Genomic DNA, 17,420 nt, shown 5'->3' with positions numbered 1-17,420 from the left:
TTGTTTTTTCATGTCAGATAGATGAAATCTTCAATCGGATAAAGCGACATATCGAGCTCGCAGTCCCCTGTCAGAACGAGATCGGCGAGCACTTTCCCGATGAACGGGCCGACCGTCAAACCGGACGAACCGAGACCGTTCGCGACGAGCAACTGCTCCGCTCCCGGTACGCGACCTAGAATTGGAATCGAGTTCGGCGTGACCGGGCGGAAGCCGACACGCGTCTCAATCAGTTCGGCCTCAGCGAGTCCCGGGGCCGATTCTAGCCCTTTTGAGAGCACTTCATGAATCCCGATCGCCGTTGGGCGTGCGTCGAACGCTTTGTCCCGCTCATGCGTCGAGCCGATGACGACTCGGCCGTCTTCGAACCCGAGCAAATAGCGACGACGTGGCGGCATGACGACCGGCCAGTCGGACGCGTCCGTTTCCGGGAGCTGCACGTGCACGATTTGTGCCTTCTCCCCAGCGACACGGGCCGTGTACCCGATCGGTTCCATCAACTCGGGCAACCACGCCCCGCAGGCGAGGACGATTTCATCCGCTTCGTAGCGGACCCCGTCGCATTCGACATGATAACCGTTTTCTTCAACGAGGACGGCCGAACCGTCGATCAAGGTCACGCCACGTTTCACGGCGACCCGCTCGAGCGCCGCTCTTAACTTCTCCCCATCGACGCGGGCTCCGCCTGCGACGAGGAGGGCGTCATATTCGTCCGAGAGCGGCGGGAACAGCGACATCGCTTCTTCCGCCGTCAGTCGACTCAAGTCGCCGATTTCCGGGGCTTCTTCCCGGCGCAGCGCCGTCCGTTCTTGCATCTCGTTCAACTTTTTATCTTCGTGCAAGGCGAGCGTCCCGACACGTTTATAGCCGGTCTCCGTCTCCCCTTCTCGCTTCAAATCGTCGACGACGGTCGCATAGTAATGAGCGCCACCTTTGGCGAGCGCGTACCACGCCTTGTTCCGACGCTGGGCGATCCATGGGCAGACGATGCCCGCCGCCGCGTCGGTCGCTCGACCCTTTTCTTTCCGGTCGATGACGGTGACGTCGGCTTGTCCGGCCAGATGGTACGCGGTCGAGATGCCAACGATTCCTGATCCAATCACAATCACTTTTTTCATAACATTCGCGCCCTCATCGGTTCGATGATGGCTTCACATCCTTTCTATAAAAAATCACCGGCCCGAAGGCCGATGATCAGTCGCGCATGGCGAGGCGGTACAGTAAATCAAGAATTTCAATGTAGAGCCAGATGAGCGTTACAATCAACCCGAACGCCGCGACCCATTCGAGCTCTTTCGGAGCCCGGCTCTCGACTTGACGAGCGATATAGTCGAAATCAAGCACGAGCGCGAGTGAGGCGATGATGACAATCACAAATTGCACGCCGATGGCAAGCGGTGACGAGCCCGTCATGAACGGGAGTCCTGAACCAAAGAAACTCATCCCGATTTGAACGAGATAAAGCAACATGACCGTAAAGATCGCGGCCGTGACACCGGCGCGGAACTTTTGCGTCACTTTGACGAGACCCGTCGAGTAGACGAACCACATTGCGAACGCGACGATGAACGTCGTCAAGACGGCACGGCCGACGATGCCTGGAAGCATCGCTTCGAAGAAGTACGAGATCAACCCGACGAACACCCCTTCGACGATGCCATACAATGGCGCGACGACCGGTGCCGTTCTCGGTTTGAACGTGATGACGAGCGCTAAGACCAAGCCGAGGATGAGCGAGCCGATCATGAGCGGGAACAATAACGCTTCCCCGATTGTCGGCACGAGCATCCACGTCGTCCCGGCGGCTGCCGTGACGAGCAAGAGTAACGTGAACACTTTCGACCACGTACCGGCTTTCGTCATCGGCGTGGCGCTATAAGATGTTGACTCCATTGATTTACGGAGAACTGGGTTAGATTTTAAGTTCAACTGGGACTAGCTCCTTTATTTTGTTTTTAGTTTTTAGCCATGACTTTGATGAATTCTCGCATGTAGTCAGGCAGGTCAGGCGGACGGCGGCTTGAGACGATATGGCCGTCGACGACGACCGGCTCATCATGCCAAATCGCACCTGCGTTTTCCATATCATCTTTAATGCCAGGAGTACTCGTGACATTGACGCCATCGAGAATATTGGCTGAAATCAATACCCAGCCGGCGTGACAGATTTGACCGATCGGCCGTTTCTCGTCATGCATATAACGGACGAACCCTTTCACCGAATCAAAGCGGCGCAACAAGTCAGGTGACCAGCCACCCGGGACGAGCAGAGCGTCGTATGATGAGATGTCGACGTCATCAAACGCGATGTCTGACTTGGCCGGAACACCGTATTTACCGATGTAAGCATGATCTGCCTTCTCACCGGCCAGGATGACGTTTGCACCTTCCTCACGTAATCGATGGACCGGATACCATAGTTCTAAGTCTTCGAAGTCGTCGCTGACGATTTGCAAAATATTTTTACCTTGTAATTGCATCGAATCCCTCCCTTTATTTGTCTTTCACAAGTATACCCTATAAGCGACGTGGCGAAAACAGGGACGATTGACGAAACGCACGCCTCTCAACTTGAGCGATTTGTTTGATTAGTCCGTTCCTGTCACTGTCACGATGACATTTCCCACTTTTCGTCCTGTGTCCACGTGGCGGTGCGCCGCGACGATCTCCTCGAGCGGATAAACCGAATCGATGACGGCCTTTACTCGGCCGGCTTCAAACAGATCGTTCAGGAAAGTCAAATCCTCTTTCCGTTCACTCGCAGGTCCTTGTCCGGCGACGGAACTGAATTTCCCGTGAGCGGTCACATGCTTCCGGGCCATCCGCTTATCGATGTTTCCGGCCGCATCGAACACGGCGTCGTATGTGGTCAGTTTTTCGTCAAATCCTGCTTTCGCGTAGTCGACTACAACGTCCGCGCCTAAGCTTCTCACAAGTTCGAAGTTCCGCTCTCGACAGACTGCCGTCACGTGAGCCCCATAATAGTTGGCGATTTGAACGGCCATCGAACCGACTGCCCCGGAAGCCCCATAAATCAATACGGTCTTCGCTTGTTCGATGTTCACTTTACGCAAAAAATGAAGGGCGGTCGTCCCGCCGAACGGTAGGCTAGCTGCTTCGATATAGCTAGCGTTTTGAGGCATGTGTTCGACACATTTACTCGCTTTGACACACGCATATTCGGCATACCCGCCGAACCGCATCCCAGTCAGCGCATAGACGCGATCACCGACCTTGAAGTCTTCAACGTGACTACCCGTCTCGACGACCTCCCCCGCCAAGACGACACCAAGAATCGGCTGGCGAGGTGCCTTGAAACCTACAACGATTCGCATCGGTAGCTTGCCTAGGGCCGGTACATCAAGTGCCCGTAATCGACGGTCACCTGAATGGACCGCAGAGGTGTGGACTTTAATCAACAGATCAAACGCTTTCGGTACAGGGTTGTCAATCTCTTGAAGCTGTAACACATCCGGTGGCCCATATGCGGTACAAATCACTGCTCTCATCTTATTCCTCCTCTTAGGATATGAAGTTGTTATTAATGAATTCACCCTTTCAAAAAAATAAAACCAGATGGAAAAGTCATCTGGTTCAAGGAATGTATCTTTTCATTAAATAAGCTGAGGAATGAGAATGACCGCCAAAAGAAAAATGGCAGTGGTCTTTACTTTGTTTCGATTCAACGCGAAAGGAAGTAGGCATAACCCAAGAAGAATGATAGCAAGCACAAGCAATCCCGGTATAAAATACCCCGCATTCGATGCGATAGGGACACTGATCACATGAACGGTCGGATTTGGGAAAAAATCCATTGCTTCAAAAACGAGATTTCCGATTAAGCCAAGCATGAATAAGCATAGGGATAGTGAAAATATGAGTGCGTGCTTTCTCACGATACTCCTCCTTTTGAACGTATTACGATATGTATGACAAGGTAGAATCTTTTCTCTTCTACATTATAAGCTATCCCACATTATTTATGGAAAAGATTTCAATTAGTTCGATTATCATGAACTTGACCCATAGTTTTCTATACAGACTAGTCACTTCCTACAATGACGTTGTTTTGTGTGCAAAATCGCGCTTATACCGGTTACAAAATCTGTATATAGAAATCGAAGCGTTATGTCGTCAATATATTGTGTTATAATAAGTGCGACTTTTTGTTAATTTTTTAAACGAGAAAGGGGATTTCCCAATGAAACAATATCACGATTTATGTGCCCATATCCTTGAGCACGGTGTCGTCAAAGAGGACCGGACCGGGACCGGGACGACGAGCGTGTTCGGCTACCAGATGCGTTTCAATCTTCAGGAAGGCTTCCCCCTGATTACGACGAAAAAACTACATACCCGCTCCATCATCCATGAATTGCTCTGGTTCATCACTGGCGATACGAACGTCAAGTACCTCCAAGACAACGGAGTCCGCATTTGGAACGAATGGGCCGACGAGGATGGCAATCTCGGACCGGTCTATGGGGCGCAGTGGCGCTCGTTCCCGAAACCAGACGGCACGACTGTCGACCAGCTTGCTCAAGTGATCGAGCAAATTAAGACGAACCCTGATTCGCGTCGCCTCATCGTCTCGGCATGGAACCCGGGCCAACTCGAGGACATGGCGCTGCCGCCTTGTCACCTGTTGTTCCAATTTTACGTCGCGGACGGCAAACTATCGTGCCAACTCTATCAACGGAGCGCCGACACGTTCCTCGGTGTCCCATTCAATATCGCATCTTACGCCTTGCTCACGCATATGGTCGCCCATGTGACCGGTCTTGAAGTCGGAGACTTCGTTCATACACTCGGCGACGCCCACATTTATCATAACCACCTCGAACAAGTGAACCTTCAATTGACGCGTGACATACGCCCGCTCCCGACATTGAACATTTTGCGCGACGTGGCCTCCATCGAGGACTTCCGCTTCGAAGACTTCGAAATCGTCGGCTATGACCCGCATCCGCACATTAAAGGAGAAGTGAGCGTATGATTATCCACGTCGTCGCCATCGGAACGAATCGTGAGATTGGAAAAGATAACGCCTTGTTGTGGCGTCTGCCCGATGACTTGAAACAGTTCAAAGTGATTACGACGGGTCAAACGGTCGTCATGGGACGAAAGACGTTTGAATCGATTGGTCGCCCGCTGCCGAATCGTCGCAATATCGTCGTCACGTCGGACCGCACCTTCTCGGCTGAAGGGGTCGACGTGTGGCATGACCTCGAGTCATTGAAAACAGAAAAGACGACAGATTTCTATATCATTGGCGGGGCGACACTCTATGAACAGACGCTTCCGATGACGGACCGGTTTTACGTCACTGAAGTCGATGGCGCGTTTGAGGCCGATACGTTTTATTCGCCCTTGCCGGACGGGCTCATCGTGACGAACGAACAATTCCATCCGGTCGACGAACGACATGCTTACAGCTTCACTTTCCGACAATACGACAAAAGGGACATCGACTGAGTCGACGTCCCTTTTAATCTGGCAATTTCTCGAGCCATTGCTCGATTTTTTCAGCGATGGCGTCATGATGGTCCTGCTCGGCCAAGTCGTCGTACAGCGTCCCGAGTTCAAATGCCGTTCGTTTTGACAACGCCAACACATGACTGTATTTACCACGCTGTTCTTTGACAGCCGAGAGCGTCCCTCTCGTCTCCATCGTAGTCGATTCGTCTAAAATAAACATCTCCATATGGTCGTTACAGGCGTAACGGTCGTATGGACGATAGATGACCTCATAGCGGCGATGCTGTTTGGGCAGCTGTTCGGCGAGCATGGCATACTTCTCAGGACTCATCGTCACGTACGCAAGACGCTTCTCCTCACGGACAGCTGATGAATAGCGGATGATTCGATTGCGCCCATCACGCTTCGCTTTGTAAAGCGCCTCATCAGCATAAGCACACCATTCCCCGAGAGTCATTCCGGTCTGACAAACACGGGTATAGCCGATCGACACTGTGACGTGGTGTTCATATGTAAACGTCATCTCCTCAATCCGTCGGCGGACCCGTTCGAGCACTGCATCGACAACGTGACGTTCAGATACGTTCAGGATGATGAGAAACTCTTCCCCACCGTAACGGATCAACTCGTCACTCGAGCGGATGGCAAGACGAATCTCCTCGGCAACGCGATGCAAGACTTCGTCCCCGTACGCATGACCGAACGTATCGTTCAGTTGTTTAAAGTGGTCGATGTCAAGCAGGGCGAGCGTGAAACTCTCACCGGAACGCTCAAGTCGTGACATAAAGCGGCTAAACGTCGCTTTTAAATATTTTCGGTTGAAGGCACCTGTCAATTCATCGACGAGGAGCGCATTCGAGACGAGACGAGCCTTCTCGATATGGTGTCCGAGTCGAATGACCCGCTCTTCCATCGGGACCCACTCTTCCCAATAATCATCAAAACCGTAGGAGTAGGCAGCCAAACGATAATGTTCATTCGTGCCAATCACGATGAGTGGAACGTACAGCTTCTTCATCTTACTGACGAACGATTGAATCACCCGCTCCGGAAAACGGGCCCACAATTCGACGTCCATGATAATGGCTTTTGGGACGTCTTCATAATCATATTCAACGGCCTCTTCTAATGTCTGCAAAAAGACCGGACGTGCTCCAAGTTTCTCGACTCGCGGTTTATAGCGACTAAATGTCGAAAAACTGTTCGATAAAACGAGCACGAGATCTTCGTCTTCTTGCTCGATGCCTAACACGGTATGGATATAACGTTTTACTGGGGCAATCAAAGCCATAGCCTCCGCTTGTGTCAAGACCGGTGGCAATTCACGGACATCAGACTCGGCACGACTGAAAATCTCAAGCAAGTGCATCAATCGACGACGTCTTACTTCTTGCTTCATCCAATCTAATAAAAACTCGATTTCTGTTGTCTGAATTTGTCTCGCGCTCGTGATTTGCGCCAAGATGCTATGTATACGATCTGTGAGTTGCTGCTGCTTCATTCCTGACCCCCCAGTTTCGTTCTCCCCGATATATACTATGTCTATGATTATGCGACTTTATCCACGAAAATACAACTATTTCCTCATTTTTTACCTATTGTTTGACAGAAAGATAGTCCTTACGACTCATTAAACGATGAAAAAGAGCGGTCTAAAACCGCTCTTTCCTTATTTTCCAACTTTTAGGTTAGGAGATGTCATCTCTTCTGGACGAATCCACTCTTCAAACTGATCCTCTGTCAATAAGCCCGTCTCTAGAGCCGCTTCCTTCAACGACGTCCCGGTCTTATGCGCCAGTTTCGCAATCTTAGCCGCATTCTCGTAACCGATATGCGGGTTGAGCGCTGTCACGAGCATGAGCGAACGATCCACGTTGTGCGCGATGACGTTCAAGTCGGGTTCGATGCCGACGGCACAATGTACGTCAAATGAATGCAGGCTGTCCGTCAACAGGCGGCACGTCTGCAAGAAGTTGTACATGATGACCGGTTTAAAGACGTTCAGCTCGAAGTTGCCTTGGCTCGCCCCGAATCCGATGGTTGCGTCATTGCCGAGCACTTGCGCCGCGACCATCGTCAATGCCTCGCTTTGCGTCGGGTTCACTTTTCCTGGCATGATCGAGCTACCCGGTTCGTTTTCCGGAATCAAAATCTCGCCGATACCGGCACGCGGGCCAGAAGCGAGCCAACGGACATCGTTGGCAATCTTCATCGCATCCATGGCGAGTGCCTTCAGGGCACCGTGTGTAAACACGAGCTGATCGTGGCTCGTGAGCGCATGGAACTTGTTGACGGCTGTAACGAAGCGTTTGCCTGTCTCTTGCGAAATCTTTTCAGCGACGACTTCGCCAAACTGGGGATGAGCGTTGATGCCCGTCCCGACCGCTGTCCCGCCGAGGGCGAGCTCTGTCAACGGTTCGAGCGTGCGCTCAATCATCTGCTTCGACAGCTCGAGCATGCGGACCCAACCGCTGATTTCTTGGCCAAGTGTAACCGGCGTCGCGTCCTGCAAGTGCGTCCGACCAATTTTGACGATGTCCATGAATGACTCGGCTTTCTTCGCAAGCGTCGTGTGGAGCGCCTCAATCGACGGCAACACATGGTCCTCGACCGCAAGGATGGCTGCGATATGCATCGCCGTCGGATACGTGTCGTTCGAGCTTTGCGACTTGTTGACGTCGTCGTTCGGATGGATTGTGAGCGTCTGACCACGCTCTTTCAACTTATCGTTCGCCAAGTGGGCAATGACTTCGTTGACGTTCATGTTCGATTGTGTCCCTGAACCTGTCTGCCAGACGACGAGTGGGAACTCGGCGTCATGTTGTCCAGCGACAATCTCATCGGCGACTTCGGCGATGACGTCAGCTTTCGCTTGCTCCAATACACCGAGCTCGGCATTGGCAAGTGCGGCACCTTTTTTCAAAATCGCGAAGGCGTGTACGACCTCGAGCGGCATTTTTTCCGTCCCGATTTTAAAGTTCTCTAGACTGCGCTGTGTTTGGGCTCCCCATTTGGCTGAAGCCGGAACATTGATTTCCCCCATCGTGTCCCGTTCGATCCGATATTCCATGAAAATTCCCCCTCTTTATTTGACTACGCTTTCATTTTAGCGAAACTTTTGCAAAAAAGAAATCATTCCCCTGCAATTGACAAAAAGTCGGGCCCGCGCCCGACTTTTATCCTGTCATCAATGCCCGTTTCGCCACGTCATGGGCCCGGTTCTCTGCACGCGGAATCCATTTGATGAACTTATTCGGCAATTCGTCATACAGCGTCAACGCTTTGACGAACAACGGACGCATCGATTGATCTTTTAGGAAACGCTGTTCGAGCGCCCGCACGACCGTCTCGGCGTCTGAATAGAACATGAACGTCGATTCGTCCGTGAGCTCGTGCGCTTGTTCGAGGGCGAACGCGAGCGCGGCGAGTTCGGCCTGAACGCTCGTCAGCCCTTCACGTTTGGCAATGTACGTGGACACCGTGCCGTCCGTCGTCTTGATCCAGACACCAAGACCGTTCTCACCTAGCTCTTGGTTCGTCGCCGCATCAAAATAAATGTGAACCAAAGCGATACGCCTCCCAATCCGTTTCGATCGGTGCATGAATATCGATGAGCGAGAGACGTTTCGATAGGAGCGCCACTTCTTCTTGCCCCTCGAGTTTCTTCGCAAACTTCCGGTGCGCCTCTTGAAGTGCTTCTTGTCTCACGATGTCATATAGCGCTTCGACCGTGTCATACGACTGGACGAGAATCGTCGCCGACTTCGGTCCGATACCACGGACGCCTGGTATGTTATCCGAGGCATCACCTTGTAGCGCCTTCACATCGACGAACTGCTCGGGCCGTATTCCATAAGTCGTCTCGAATACGTCCTGGTTCATCATCATCTCTTCCCCTTTTTTCGGGACGATTTGAAACACGTTCCCGGAAAGCAACTGATGCAAGTCACGGTCGGAGGAATACATATACGATTGACCGGGGAACGCGGTCGCGACGGCCCCAATCAAATCATCGGCCTCGTAACCGGCGAGCTCCGATTGAAAAATCCCTCGTTCGCTCAACGCCGCGCGCAACTTGACGTAATCGTGGAACAACGGTTCCGGTAAGCCGGTGCGAGTCGCTTTATAGTCCGGAAACAAAGCATAACGATGTGTCGTCTCACGTGGTCCATCCCAAAAGAAGGCGATATGCGTGAAGTCGTTCGTCCACCCGTCAACTTTACGGAGCAGTCCTTTCAACGTCACATCGGGGTCGAGCGCCCGACGACGCTCTGTGGCAAAATAATAACGCGACAGGAGATTAAACCCGTCGACCAACATCAATTTCATCATGCATCCACCTCACAAGCTTGTAATCCGCGCGCGAGCGCGTCTCGGTCGAGATTCTTCCCGATCCAGACGAAGACGGAACGCGAGTCGTCGCTCGGTTCGTTCGCGAACGTCGCACCCATCAGTTGATTCGTCGCTTGAACGACGAATTTTGATGTTTCTCCGTCTAAACGGACAATCGCCTTCAAGCGATAGACGTCGTCCTCATAGTGCATGAGCACTTCACGCACGTATTGCGTGACGCGTTCCCGTTTAAGCGGCACATCCGTCGTGAGCGTGATGGCCCGTAGTGAAGAGACGGAGGTGTGTCCGTCTGTCAGTTGACCGAGAAGCTGTTCGTCGACTCGTGAGAGTTGGAACGTGTTTTCCGTCAAGTCATAGTCCCCGGCCGTCTGGACCGTTTCGATGACCCGTACCGTCGGATTCAGCGCTTTAATCCGCTCATGCGCTTGTTCGAGCGTAGCGTCATCGACGAGGTCGACTTTATTCATCAGAATCACATCCGCATAGGCGATTTGATGGATTCCTTCTATAAACAATTCACGGTCCATTTGACTGGCATCGACGACCGTCAAAATCGCCGTCAGCTTGAACCGTGTCCGTAAGTAATCATCGTAATAAATCGTCTGAATGATTGGTGCCGGGTCGGCCACACCGGTCGTCTCGATGACGATGCGGTCGAACGTGTTTTTCGATGCGAGCTGATAGAACGTCTTGCTCAAATCACTTTGAATCGAGCAACAGATGCAACCGTTCGACAACTCGATCTGCTCTTGATCCATTTTGACGATCAACTGTTCGTCGATATTGACCGAGCCGAGTTCGTTGACGATGACGAGCAATCGCTCGTCTGTCGCTTCTAGTAAGCGATTCATATAAGTCGTTTTTCCGGCGCCTAAAAAACCGGTCACCAATTGTACGGGAATCATGTACTGCACCTCACCTTATAAATTTTCGTGGACCCGCGCCCATTTCTCGTAACGAGCATCCAACAAGTCGATCAAATGAAGCATCCACGCTTCCGTCGGGACCGGTAACACGCTCGAACCCCATTCGCGCTTGCCGTGGTGGGACAAAATCATATGCCAAATCCGGTGATGGACGTCGAGCGGAAGTGTGACGCCGGCAGCATGTTGACTCTTCTCGAACAACAGTCCGCCGTAAGGCATATGTCCAATCAAGCTTCCCATCGGGTTGATGGAGATCCCGGTCGTCTCACTCGTTCCACTGACCGAGAACAGTTGCTCGAACCGGTTCGGGGACGACAGCAAGTGACTGTACTCGAATAACTTACCGATATCATGGAACAAGATCCCGAGCGCGAGCTCGTCCCAACGGAGCGGCTCTTTCAACTCGGCGATGGCCTCACAGGCCGCATAGAGCGACTCGAACGTGCCTCGGAATGCCTGTTCAACTTTTACACCGTTCATCGTATTCCATACGTCTACTTTGTGCAACTGCTCAGCTTCTTTGATGACCCGGAACGCCATCGCCAAATGGTCGTCTTGTTCTTGGAAGCGATAACCGAGTCGAAGCATACAGACCGTGTGCTTCAAGAGGCCGCCGACATAGTTGTGATGATGATACAGTGCGGCCGGTGCTAGGACGAAATCGTCCCAGTAGCGGTCGAGCAGTGACATCGCGATCGCTTCATAGTCCGGCGAGAGCGTCGACAGAATCGCGAACAGCTCGTCGGCGTATTGTTCCATCGTCTCGTCTCCAGGAAGACCTGGTAGCAACGAGACCGCTTCGTCTCGCGCAATCGGTTTGGCCCGGTCGATGGTGATTGATTTGGCGCCGTCCGGTTTCGGGTAGACGTCGATTTTTCCTTCAAGCTCGATCACGCCTGATTCATAGATCGGTAACAGCTGCTCTTCGTTACCGCGCAACCACTGCTTGGCACGAATGAGTCCGCTCGATGTCGTCAAGTTCAGTTGTAGCCATTTCGCCCCGGATTTGCCTTCTCGAACTTCGACCGAACTGACGAGCGCTTTCGTCTGAACCGGTGTTCCGTCTGTCAGGTCCGATAGCCGTGTCGTCGACTTCTCTACGGCCGGAAGTTGGAACCGTGTTCGGTCAAATCCGCCCCCTGCAATTGGATCAATCTGTTGGTAATAGTTCATGTACATTGCCCTCCTTCTTCTCTTTGCCCATTGTATCGTGTTTTCCGCTTCGAGGCGAACATACTTTCGTTATAGGTCCAGAAGTTTCCTGAATTATATTGAAAGCGCTTACTAGAATTGTTACGATAAAGGCAGTTAGATAAAGGGGGAACTCACATGATTTCATTGGTAGATACGTATGAACGGTTGATCGCAACAGGGGAAGCGACACGTTACGCCACTACGCATTCGACAATCGCAAGCATTTTACAGGCATCGACTTGCCCGGTCTCGAATCAAGAGCTCGTCACAGCGGTCTCAGGGCATGCCGGCAACCCATATACGCCAGACCAACTCGTCGACTCGGTCATCGAACATGAGATGAAAGGGGCGATGGCTGTCCTGCTTGTCGTCGGTTACCCGATCCAAACACCGCTCGCCAAAGCCGTCGTCTTATCGGCGTTCGCACGCACGAACCGGATGAACATCGAGAAACTGAAAGAACTCGGTCATGCCGACTTGCTCGTGCGGATTCAATCGGCAGAACGATCTTGGAAGCGGACATATACCCACTTGTATCGGTCGGCACCGACGCAGCTCTGTGACCAGCTCGACTCACTGCTCGGCGGTTGCGCCGTCCATCGTGTGATTGAAGCACTCGATCTTGACCCGAACATCAAAACGGCATAAAAAAAGAGCGGTCCCCGGGCCGCTCTTTTTTTATGCCTTGAATTATCCTTCTGTCACTTCGACCGCTTCCGGTTCGAACAACGTGACGTTACGCGCTGGTGAGAACGTTGAAATCGCATGTTTATAGATCAACTGTTGGCGCCCTTCTGATTCGACGATGACCGTGAAGTTGTCAAACGATTTGATGACTCCCCGAATTTGAAATCCGCTGACTAAAAAGACGGTCGTCGGCACCATTTCTTTACGTAGTTGATTCAAAAAATGGTCTTGGATGTTATAACTAGCCTTCATGTTGCATTCCCCCTAGTCTATGTCTCTTTCAAATAATCGGAATTTTCGAAAAAACTCCTCAACTTCATCATAAATATTTTGATACGATAGTTCAAATGATTTTCTTCCCATATCAACCCAAATCCCATCAAATTGATGACGGAACCATGTCAATTGACGCTTCGCAAACTTACGGGTGTGCTGCTTGAGGGTCTCGTTCATCCGTTCGTACGTGATCATTCCCTCAAGATACGGGATGACTTCTTTATAACCGATGGCCCGCATCGCTTGCGTCTCCCGGTAACCAGCCGCTAGCAAGCGCTCGACTTCCTCAACGAGACCCGCTTCGAGCATCAAGTCGACTCGATTATTGATCCGCTCATACAGTACGTCTCGATCGGCGTGAAGCACGAACAACCTGTATGCGTAATGCTGGGAAGGAAGGCTATCCATCGCCTGCTCGTCCCCTTGCAAAGCGACTTCAAGGGCCCGGATGACCCGACGCACGTTATTCGGATGAATGCTCTCGGCCCGTCGCGGATCGAGTGACTGCAGTCGGGCATGTAGCGCCTCGGGTCCATTTGATTCTGCCTCTTTTTCAAGCGACTCGCGCAAGGCGTGATCGACCGGTCGCTCTGTGAACTCGTAGTCATAAAGAATGGCTCGGATATACAGACCGGTCCCGCCGACTAAAATCGGCAATTTTCCGCGCGCATAGATGTCATCGATTGCCGCCCGGGCCAGCGTTTGAAATTTGGCGACGCTCATCGCCTCGTCCGGGTCACATAGATCGATCAAATGATGCGGAATCCCTTCCGCTTCCTCGACTGTTACTTTCGCCGAACCGATATCCATTCCTCGGTACACTTGGACCGAGTCACCCGATACGATTTCACCATTGAACGCTTTTGCGAGCTCAATCCCTGTCTTCGTCTTCCCGACAGCCGTCGGTCCGACGAGTACGATGACTGGTGTTTGTTCCATCCTTGTCACTCCTCAAACGAAAGACCGTTCCAAAAAGGAAACGGTCCGTTAAATTCTTCTTTTAATTGTATCATCAAACACGACCGCAAACAGCATCCATCCGCATAATAATAATCCCATCAATAAAATTAAGCCGTCACTCATCCATGGTCGCCTCCTTTACGTACCCCATTCCCACTTTTCACATTTTAGACACAATTGAATGCGCAAAAAAAACGACACTCTCATAGGAGCATCGTTCATTGTGTCACTTCGAGAAAACGGCGCGCTCGCCAGATGGTGAATCCAAAATAAAGGATCGACGTGCCACTAGCGGCCCACCACATGACGCTATAGAGCGGCGTCATCAAGTTAGCGAGACCGAACATTGCCGGAATGATCAATGTCAGCCAAGCGAGCACGAATGCGACCCGGGCCGTCAACCCATCAATTTGGCGCCCAAGACCCATGCCCATAAAGAACAGTCCCCACAGGAACGACCAGAACAACCAAGTGACGGCACCCATCGAATCACCCGTCGTGAACGAGATCGTGGCATAAAAAAGCGCTGAAATCGAAACAAATAGCGAGAACCAACCGACGCCACGCCCGTCTAAGTCGAACAAAAATGTCACACCGACGTATAAATAGGTGAAGGCAAACAAATAAATACTCGCATAACCGAACACTTCCGCCGAACTCGCCCCAATGACGAGCCATGTCGCGATGAACGTCTGCAATAGTCCTGTGAAAAGACTGAATACACCCGCACTCTTGACGTCCACTTTCCCAAATAAGACGAGGCTGTTAATGAACAGTGCCACGCCACCAAATAATAAACTAATATTCCCCACACTCATTGCTCCTTCGTACAGATGTCTGACGTCTAATTTTATCTACGTCCACTGTATCGTGAATTCGCTTTCAGTGCAAGTGGAGAAATGGACGTTCACGGACTCGACAAACGTCACTCGTTTTCGAGTGTTTGAATCGCTTCATCGATTCGGTCCTGCTCGTCTTCTGTAAACGTCGGGAATTGCGGATCGATGTCCTCTAGAACGTCAATCATAATCGTGGAGACAACATAACGGGCGTACCAGTCATCATCCGCCGGGAGCACAAACCAAGGTGCATGTTTCGACGCCGTATTCGATAACATATCCTCAAAAATATCTTGATAATCGTCCCAATGCTTTCGCTCTTCGACATCATTGAACGAGAACTCCCAATTCTTGGTCGGATCTTTCAGTCGTTCGAGCAGGCGGTCACGCTGGACTTCTTTTGAGACGTTAAAGAAAAATTTGATGACTTTAAATCCGTTTTCATCTAAATATTGTTCAAAGTCATTGATTTGGCGATAGCGGACCTTCCATACCGACTCTTTGTCCTCCTCATCCGGGATGACCTCTTCTCCGAGCAGGTCATGGACGCGCGGGGCGATCACTTCTTCATAGTGAGACCGGTTCAAGATACCGACTTGGCCTCGTTCCGGCATGAGGTCATGCATCCGCCATAAGTAATCGTGTTTCTTTTCCGTGTCCGACGGTTTTTGGAACGCGTTCGTCTTCAGCCCTTGCGCGTTCAAGTTCGAAAAAATATAACTGATTGCCTCATCTTTGCCCCCGGCATCGAGTGCCTGCAAGACGACGACGACTCCTTTCTTCGACTCCGCGTAAAGCTTCCAATGCAACTCTTTCAATCGTTCGACGCTCTTTGGGATCAATTCATTCTGTAATGTCTCATCGGACGGACGGTCTTGTATCGTGGTGGGGAAATCGCTCAGGCGAATCCCGTTGTTATGGTCAATGCGAAAAGATTGAATGTCCATATATCCTCCTTGACTCAATTAAATTCTAAGCACATCTCATATTTACCCTGTTTCGATTAAAAATAGCGGCACACAAAAAATCCTTTCCGCCGAAGCGAAAAGGATTAAATCACACTTAGTTGATACCGACCGCGTCGAATGACTTGGCCGCAGCGACCGCTTGCGTGCTCGTCGCACCGTGCAAGTCTTTAGCCGATTGGACGACTGCTTGGCGCAGGCTCGAGAAGTTCGAAGTCGGTGTCAAGTAGACGGTGAGAGCACGGTAGTAGATGTCCCCCATCTCCATGACGCCGATGCCTTGGACCGAAACGCCGTAATGTGAACCTCCGCTCGCTAGGAGATACGCCGCCTTATTGACGATTCCTGAGTTGATATGGACGCCGCCGTTGTCCTGCGTCCCCGTGTAGCGGACCGAGTAGTGATCTGGGTCACCGTATGCTGCCGGATTCGACATCGAACGAAGACCATCCCCGGCCACGCCTGGTGTGTAGATGTCTTCCCCGACCAACCAGTCGAAGTTCGAGCCGACGCTATACTCCGCGACCGTACCGAAGATATCGGATACCGCCTCGTTGATGGCGCCCGATTCGTTCTGATAGATCAAACCTGCCGTATATTCTGTGACGGCGTGTGATAATTCGTGAGCGACGACGTCAAGTGCACCAGAGAGGTATGTGAACGTTTGTCCGTCCCCGTCACCGTAAACCATCTTGCTGCCGTCCCAGAACGCGTTATTGTAGCTGCGGCTATAGTGGACCGTCGAGTTGAGGGCCGCGCCGTTGTTATCGTAACTGTTGCGTCCATATGTGTTTTTGAAGAAGTCGTACGTTTTCGTCGCGTTGACATGTGCGCTTACCGCGGCCCGGTCGTACGTCGTGTTCAATACGTTATCGACATCGGCCCAGAGCGATCCTGGAAGCGTCGTCCGGTTTTTCGCGTCATACGTATAGATGCCTTTGCCACGTGTCGAGTCTTGAAGGTAGTAATATGAGCCACTCTTCGTCGTCTTGAACGTTTGGCTCTGTCCGAGAACGTCGATTCCCGTTCCCGTGAATGTCGTCCCGGTGACACCGTTCGTCGGTTTGGCGTGCGCCAATTGGTTGTATTTGTTCAACACTTTCCCGCTTGCCGCATCGATGAAGTACGTCCAGCGTGACGGCTCATCCGCTTCAAGAATCGTCCCGGTTACTTCATACGCGTAGGCTGCTTCTTCCCCGTTCGGATAGACGACGAGTTCAGCTGCTGGCTCAAGCTCGTATGCGCCTTTATGGCCGACCAACGCTTTATAACGAGCGACCGCTTTTTGTTCATTCAGTTTGATCGATTTATGTAATCCTTTGAGTTGTTTCGTGTCATCGACGACTGTTTTCAACTGCCCATTGTTATCGACGACACCGACGACGATTCCGCCGAAGACCGGCACGCCGTCAACCGTCTGTTGTAATTTGACGACTTGTCCGACTTTGTCACGTTTCGATTCGAGCGTTTTGAATTCGCCTTTCGCCTTCGCGTATTCTTTGACGATTGTCGTCGGGGCCTCGTTCGATGGTTTCGTCAGCGTGCCCGACTTGAGTTCCGCCGCGCCGACAAGTTGTGGCACGAGCAAGACGCCTGCGATGAGTGATGTCGATAAAACTTTTTTCATATGTGTTTCCCTCCTTATGTGGTGTCTCCTACTTTACATAGTTTCCCACAATGAAGGTATCCAACTTTTTAATTATTTTGACAATTCAAATTATTAAGACATTTGCACTAACCCA

Annotated in this window: 19 protein-coding genes; 3 read left to right on the top strand and 16 right to left on the bottom strand. The window is 51.5% G+C overall.

Features of this window, described 5'->3' with window-relative positions:
* Positions 1-8: 8 nt before the first annotated feature.
* The 5 genes from EVJ33_RS02825 to EVJ33_RS02805 form a co-directional block, all read right to left on the bottom strand.
* Positions 9-1,118, bottom strand: coding sequence for an NAD(P)/FAD-dependent oxidoreductase (locus EVJ33_RS02825; protein WP_131434229.1), 1,110 nt, complete (start codon positions 1,116-1,118; stop codon positions 9-11).
* A 76-nt stretch (positions 1,119-1,194) separates the two neighbouring features.
* A complete protein-coding gene (locus EVJ33_RS02820) occupies positions 1,195-1,929 on the bottom strand; it encodes a Bax inhibitor-1/YccA family protein (protein ID WP_131434228.1) in 735 nt (244 codons plus the stop codon).
* A 26-nt stretch (positions 1,930-1,955) separates the two neighbouring features.
* Positions 1,956-2,480 (bottom strand): type 1 glutamine amidotransferase domain-containing protein, encoded by a 525-nt coding sequence (locus tag EVJ33_RS02815; protein WP_114165640.1) that lies wholly within the window; start codon positions 2,478-2,480, stop codon positions 1,956-1,958.
* A gap of 108 nt (positions 2,481-2,588) precedes the next feature.
* Entirely contained in the window at positions 2,589-3,509 is a 921-nt protein-coding gene (locus EVJ33_RS02810; protein ID WP_131434227.1) for an NAD(P)-dependent alcohol dehydrogenase, read from the bottom strand.
* A 105-nt stretch (positions 3,510-3,614) separates the two neighbouring features.
* Positions 3,615-3,896, bottom strand: coding sequence for a hypothetical protein (locus EVJ33_RS02805; protein WP_131434225.1), 282 nt, complete (start codon positions 3,894-3,896; stop codon positions 3,615-3,617).
* 305 nt (positions 3,897-4,201) lie between these two features.
* On the opposite strand from EVJ33_RS02805, the gene EVJ33_RS02800 reads away from it, so the two are divergent.
* Both EVJ33_RS02800 and EVJ33_RS02795 read left to right on the top strand, forming a co-directional pair.
* Positions 4,202-4,996 (top strand): thymidylate synthase, encoded by a 795-nt coding sequence (locus EVJ33_RS02800; RefSeq protein ID WP_131434223.1) that lies wholly within the window; start codon positions 4,202-4,204, stop codon positions 4,994-4,996.
* On the top strand, positions 4,993-5,475 hold the full coding sequence (locus tag EVJ33_RS02795; protein ID WP_131434221.1) for a dihydrofolate reductase: 483 nt from the start codon (positions 4,993-4,995) through the stop codon (positions 5,473-5,475). The genes EVJ33_RS02800 and EVJ33_RS02795 overlap by 4 nt, the downstream gene beginning before the upstream one ends.
* 13 nt (positions 5,476-5,488) lie before the next feature.
* Here the strand turns inward: EVJ33_RS02795 and EVJ33_RS02790 are convergent, their stop codons facing one another.
* The 6 genes from EVJ33_RS02790 to EVJ33_RS02765 all read right to left on the bottom strand — a co-directional run bounded on the left by EVJ33_RS02790 (position 5,489) and on the right by EVJ33_RS02765 (position 11,930).
* Positions 5,489-6,979: a GGDEF domain-containing protein gene (locus EVJ33_RS02790; protein ID WP_131434219.1), complete on the bottom strand. Its 1,491-nt coding sequence runs from the start codon at positions 6,977-6,979 to the stop codon at positions 5,489-5,491.
* Positions 6,980-7,147: 168 nt separating this feature from the next.
* Positions 7,148-8,548 carry a class II fumarate hydratase gene (gene fumC, locus EVJ33_RS02785; RefSeq protein WP_131434217.1) on the bottom strand — a complete coding sequence of 467 codons (1,401 nt, stop codon included), beginning with the start codon at positions 8,546-8,548 and terminating at the stop codon, positions 7,148-7,150.
* A gap of 106 nt (positions 8,549-8,654) precedes the next feature.
* Positions 8,655-9,044 (bottom strand): reverse transcriptase-like protein, encoded by a 390-nt coding sequence (locus tag EVJ33_RS02780; protein WP_131434216.1) that lies wholly within the window; start codon positions 9,042-9,044, stop codon positions 8,655-8,657.
* On the bottom strand, positions 9,025-9,807 hold the full coding sequence (locus EVJ33_RS02775) for a 5'-3' exonuclease (protein WP_131434214.1): 783 nt from the start codon (positions 9,805-9,807) through the stop codon (positions 9,025-9,027). Before EVJ33_RS02775 ends, EVJ33_RS02780 begins: the two co-directional genes overlap by 20 nt.
* Positions 9,807-10,736 carry a CobW family GTP-binding protein gene (locus EVJ33_RS02770; RefSeq protein ID WP_131434212.1) on the bottom strand — a complete coding sequence of 310 codons (930 nt, stop codon included), beginning with the start codon at positions 10,734-10,736 and terminating at the stop codon, positions 9,807-9,809. The genes EVJ33_RS02775 and EVJ33_RS02770 overlap by 1 nt, the downstream gene beginning before the upstream one ends.
* 15 nt (positions 10,737-10,751) lie before the next feature.
* Complete coding sequence (locus tag EVJ33_RS02765; protein ID WP_131434210.1) at positions 10,752-11,930, bottom strand: DNA-binding protein; 1,179 nt, start codon at positions 11,928-11,930, stop codon at positions 10,752-10,754.
* A gap of 156 nt (positions 11,931-12,086) precedes the next feature.
* Between EVJ33_RS02765 and EVJ33_RS02760 the strand changes: the two genes are divergently transcribed.
* Entirely contained in the window at positions 12,087-12,599 is a 513-nt protein-coding gene (locus EVJ33_RS02760; protein ID WP_131434208.1) for a hypothetical protein, read from the top strand.
* A gap of 42 nt (positions 12,600-12,641) precedes the next feature.
* Here the strand turns inward: EVJ33_RS02760 and hfq are convergent, their stop codons facing one another.
* The 5 genes from hfq to EVJ33_RS02735 all read right to left on the bottom strand — a co-directional run bounded on the left by hfq (position 12,642) and on the right by EVJ33_RS02735 (position 17,305).
* Complete coding sequence (hfq, locus tag EVJ33_RS02755; RefSeq protein WP_021067304.1) at positions 12,642-12,890, bottom strand: RNA chaperone Hfq; 249 nt, start codon at positions 12,888-12,890, stop codon at positions 12,642-12,644.
* A 12-nt stretch (positions 12,891-12,902) separates the two neighbouring features.
* The gene (gene miaA, locus EVJ33_RS02750) at positions 12,903-13,853 is read right to left on the bottom strand and encodes a tRNA (adenosine(37)-N6)-dimethylallyltransferase MiaA (protein ID WP_131434205.1); all 951 of its coding nucleotides are present in this window, start codon (positions 13,851-13,853) and stop codon (positions 12,903-12,905) included.
* Between the two features lie 239 nt (positions 13,854-14,092).
* Positions 14,093-14,686 carry an AmiS/UreI family transporter gene (locus EVJ33_RS02745; RefSeq protein ID WP_131434203.1) on the bottom strand — a complete coding sequence of 198 codons (594 nt, stop codon included), beginning with the start codon at positions 14,684-14,686 and terminating at the stop codon, positions 14,093-14,095.
* 113 nt (positions 14,687-14,799) lie between these two features.
* The gene (locus tag EVJ33_RS02740) at positions 14,800-15,660 is read right to left on the bottom strand and encodes a PPK2 family polyphosphate kinase (protein ID WP_131434201.1); all 861 of its coding nucleotides are present in this window, start codon (positions 15,658-15,660) and stop codon (positions 14,800-14,802) included.
* Between the two features lie 115 nt (positions 15,661-15,775).
* Entirely contained in the window at positions 15,776-17,305 is a 1,530-nt protein-coding gene (locus EVJ33_RS02735; protein ID WP_131434199.1) for a M4 family metallopeptidase, read from the bottom strand.
* Between the last annotated feature and the right edge of the window lie 115 nt (positions 17,306-17,420).

The organism is Exiguobacterium sp. SL-10 (genome assembly GCF_004337025.1).
Lineage (GTDB): Bacteria > Bacillota > Bacilli > Exiguobacteriales > Exiguobacteriaceae > Exiguobacterium.
The sequence above is the reverse complement of the archived record's forward strand: the minus strand, read 5'-3'. Positions and strand labels throughout refer to the sequence as shown.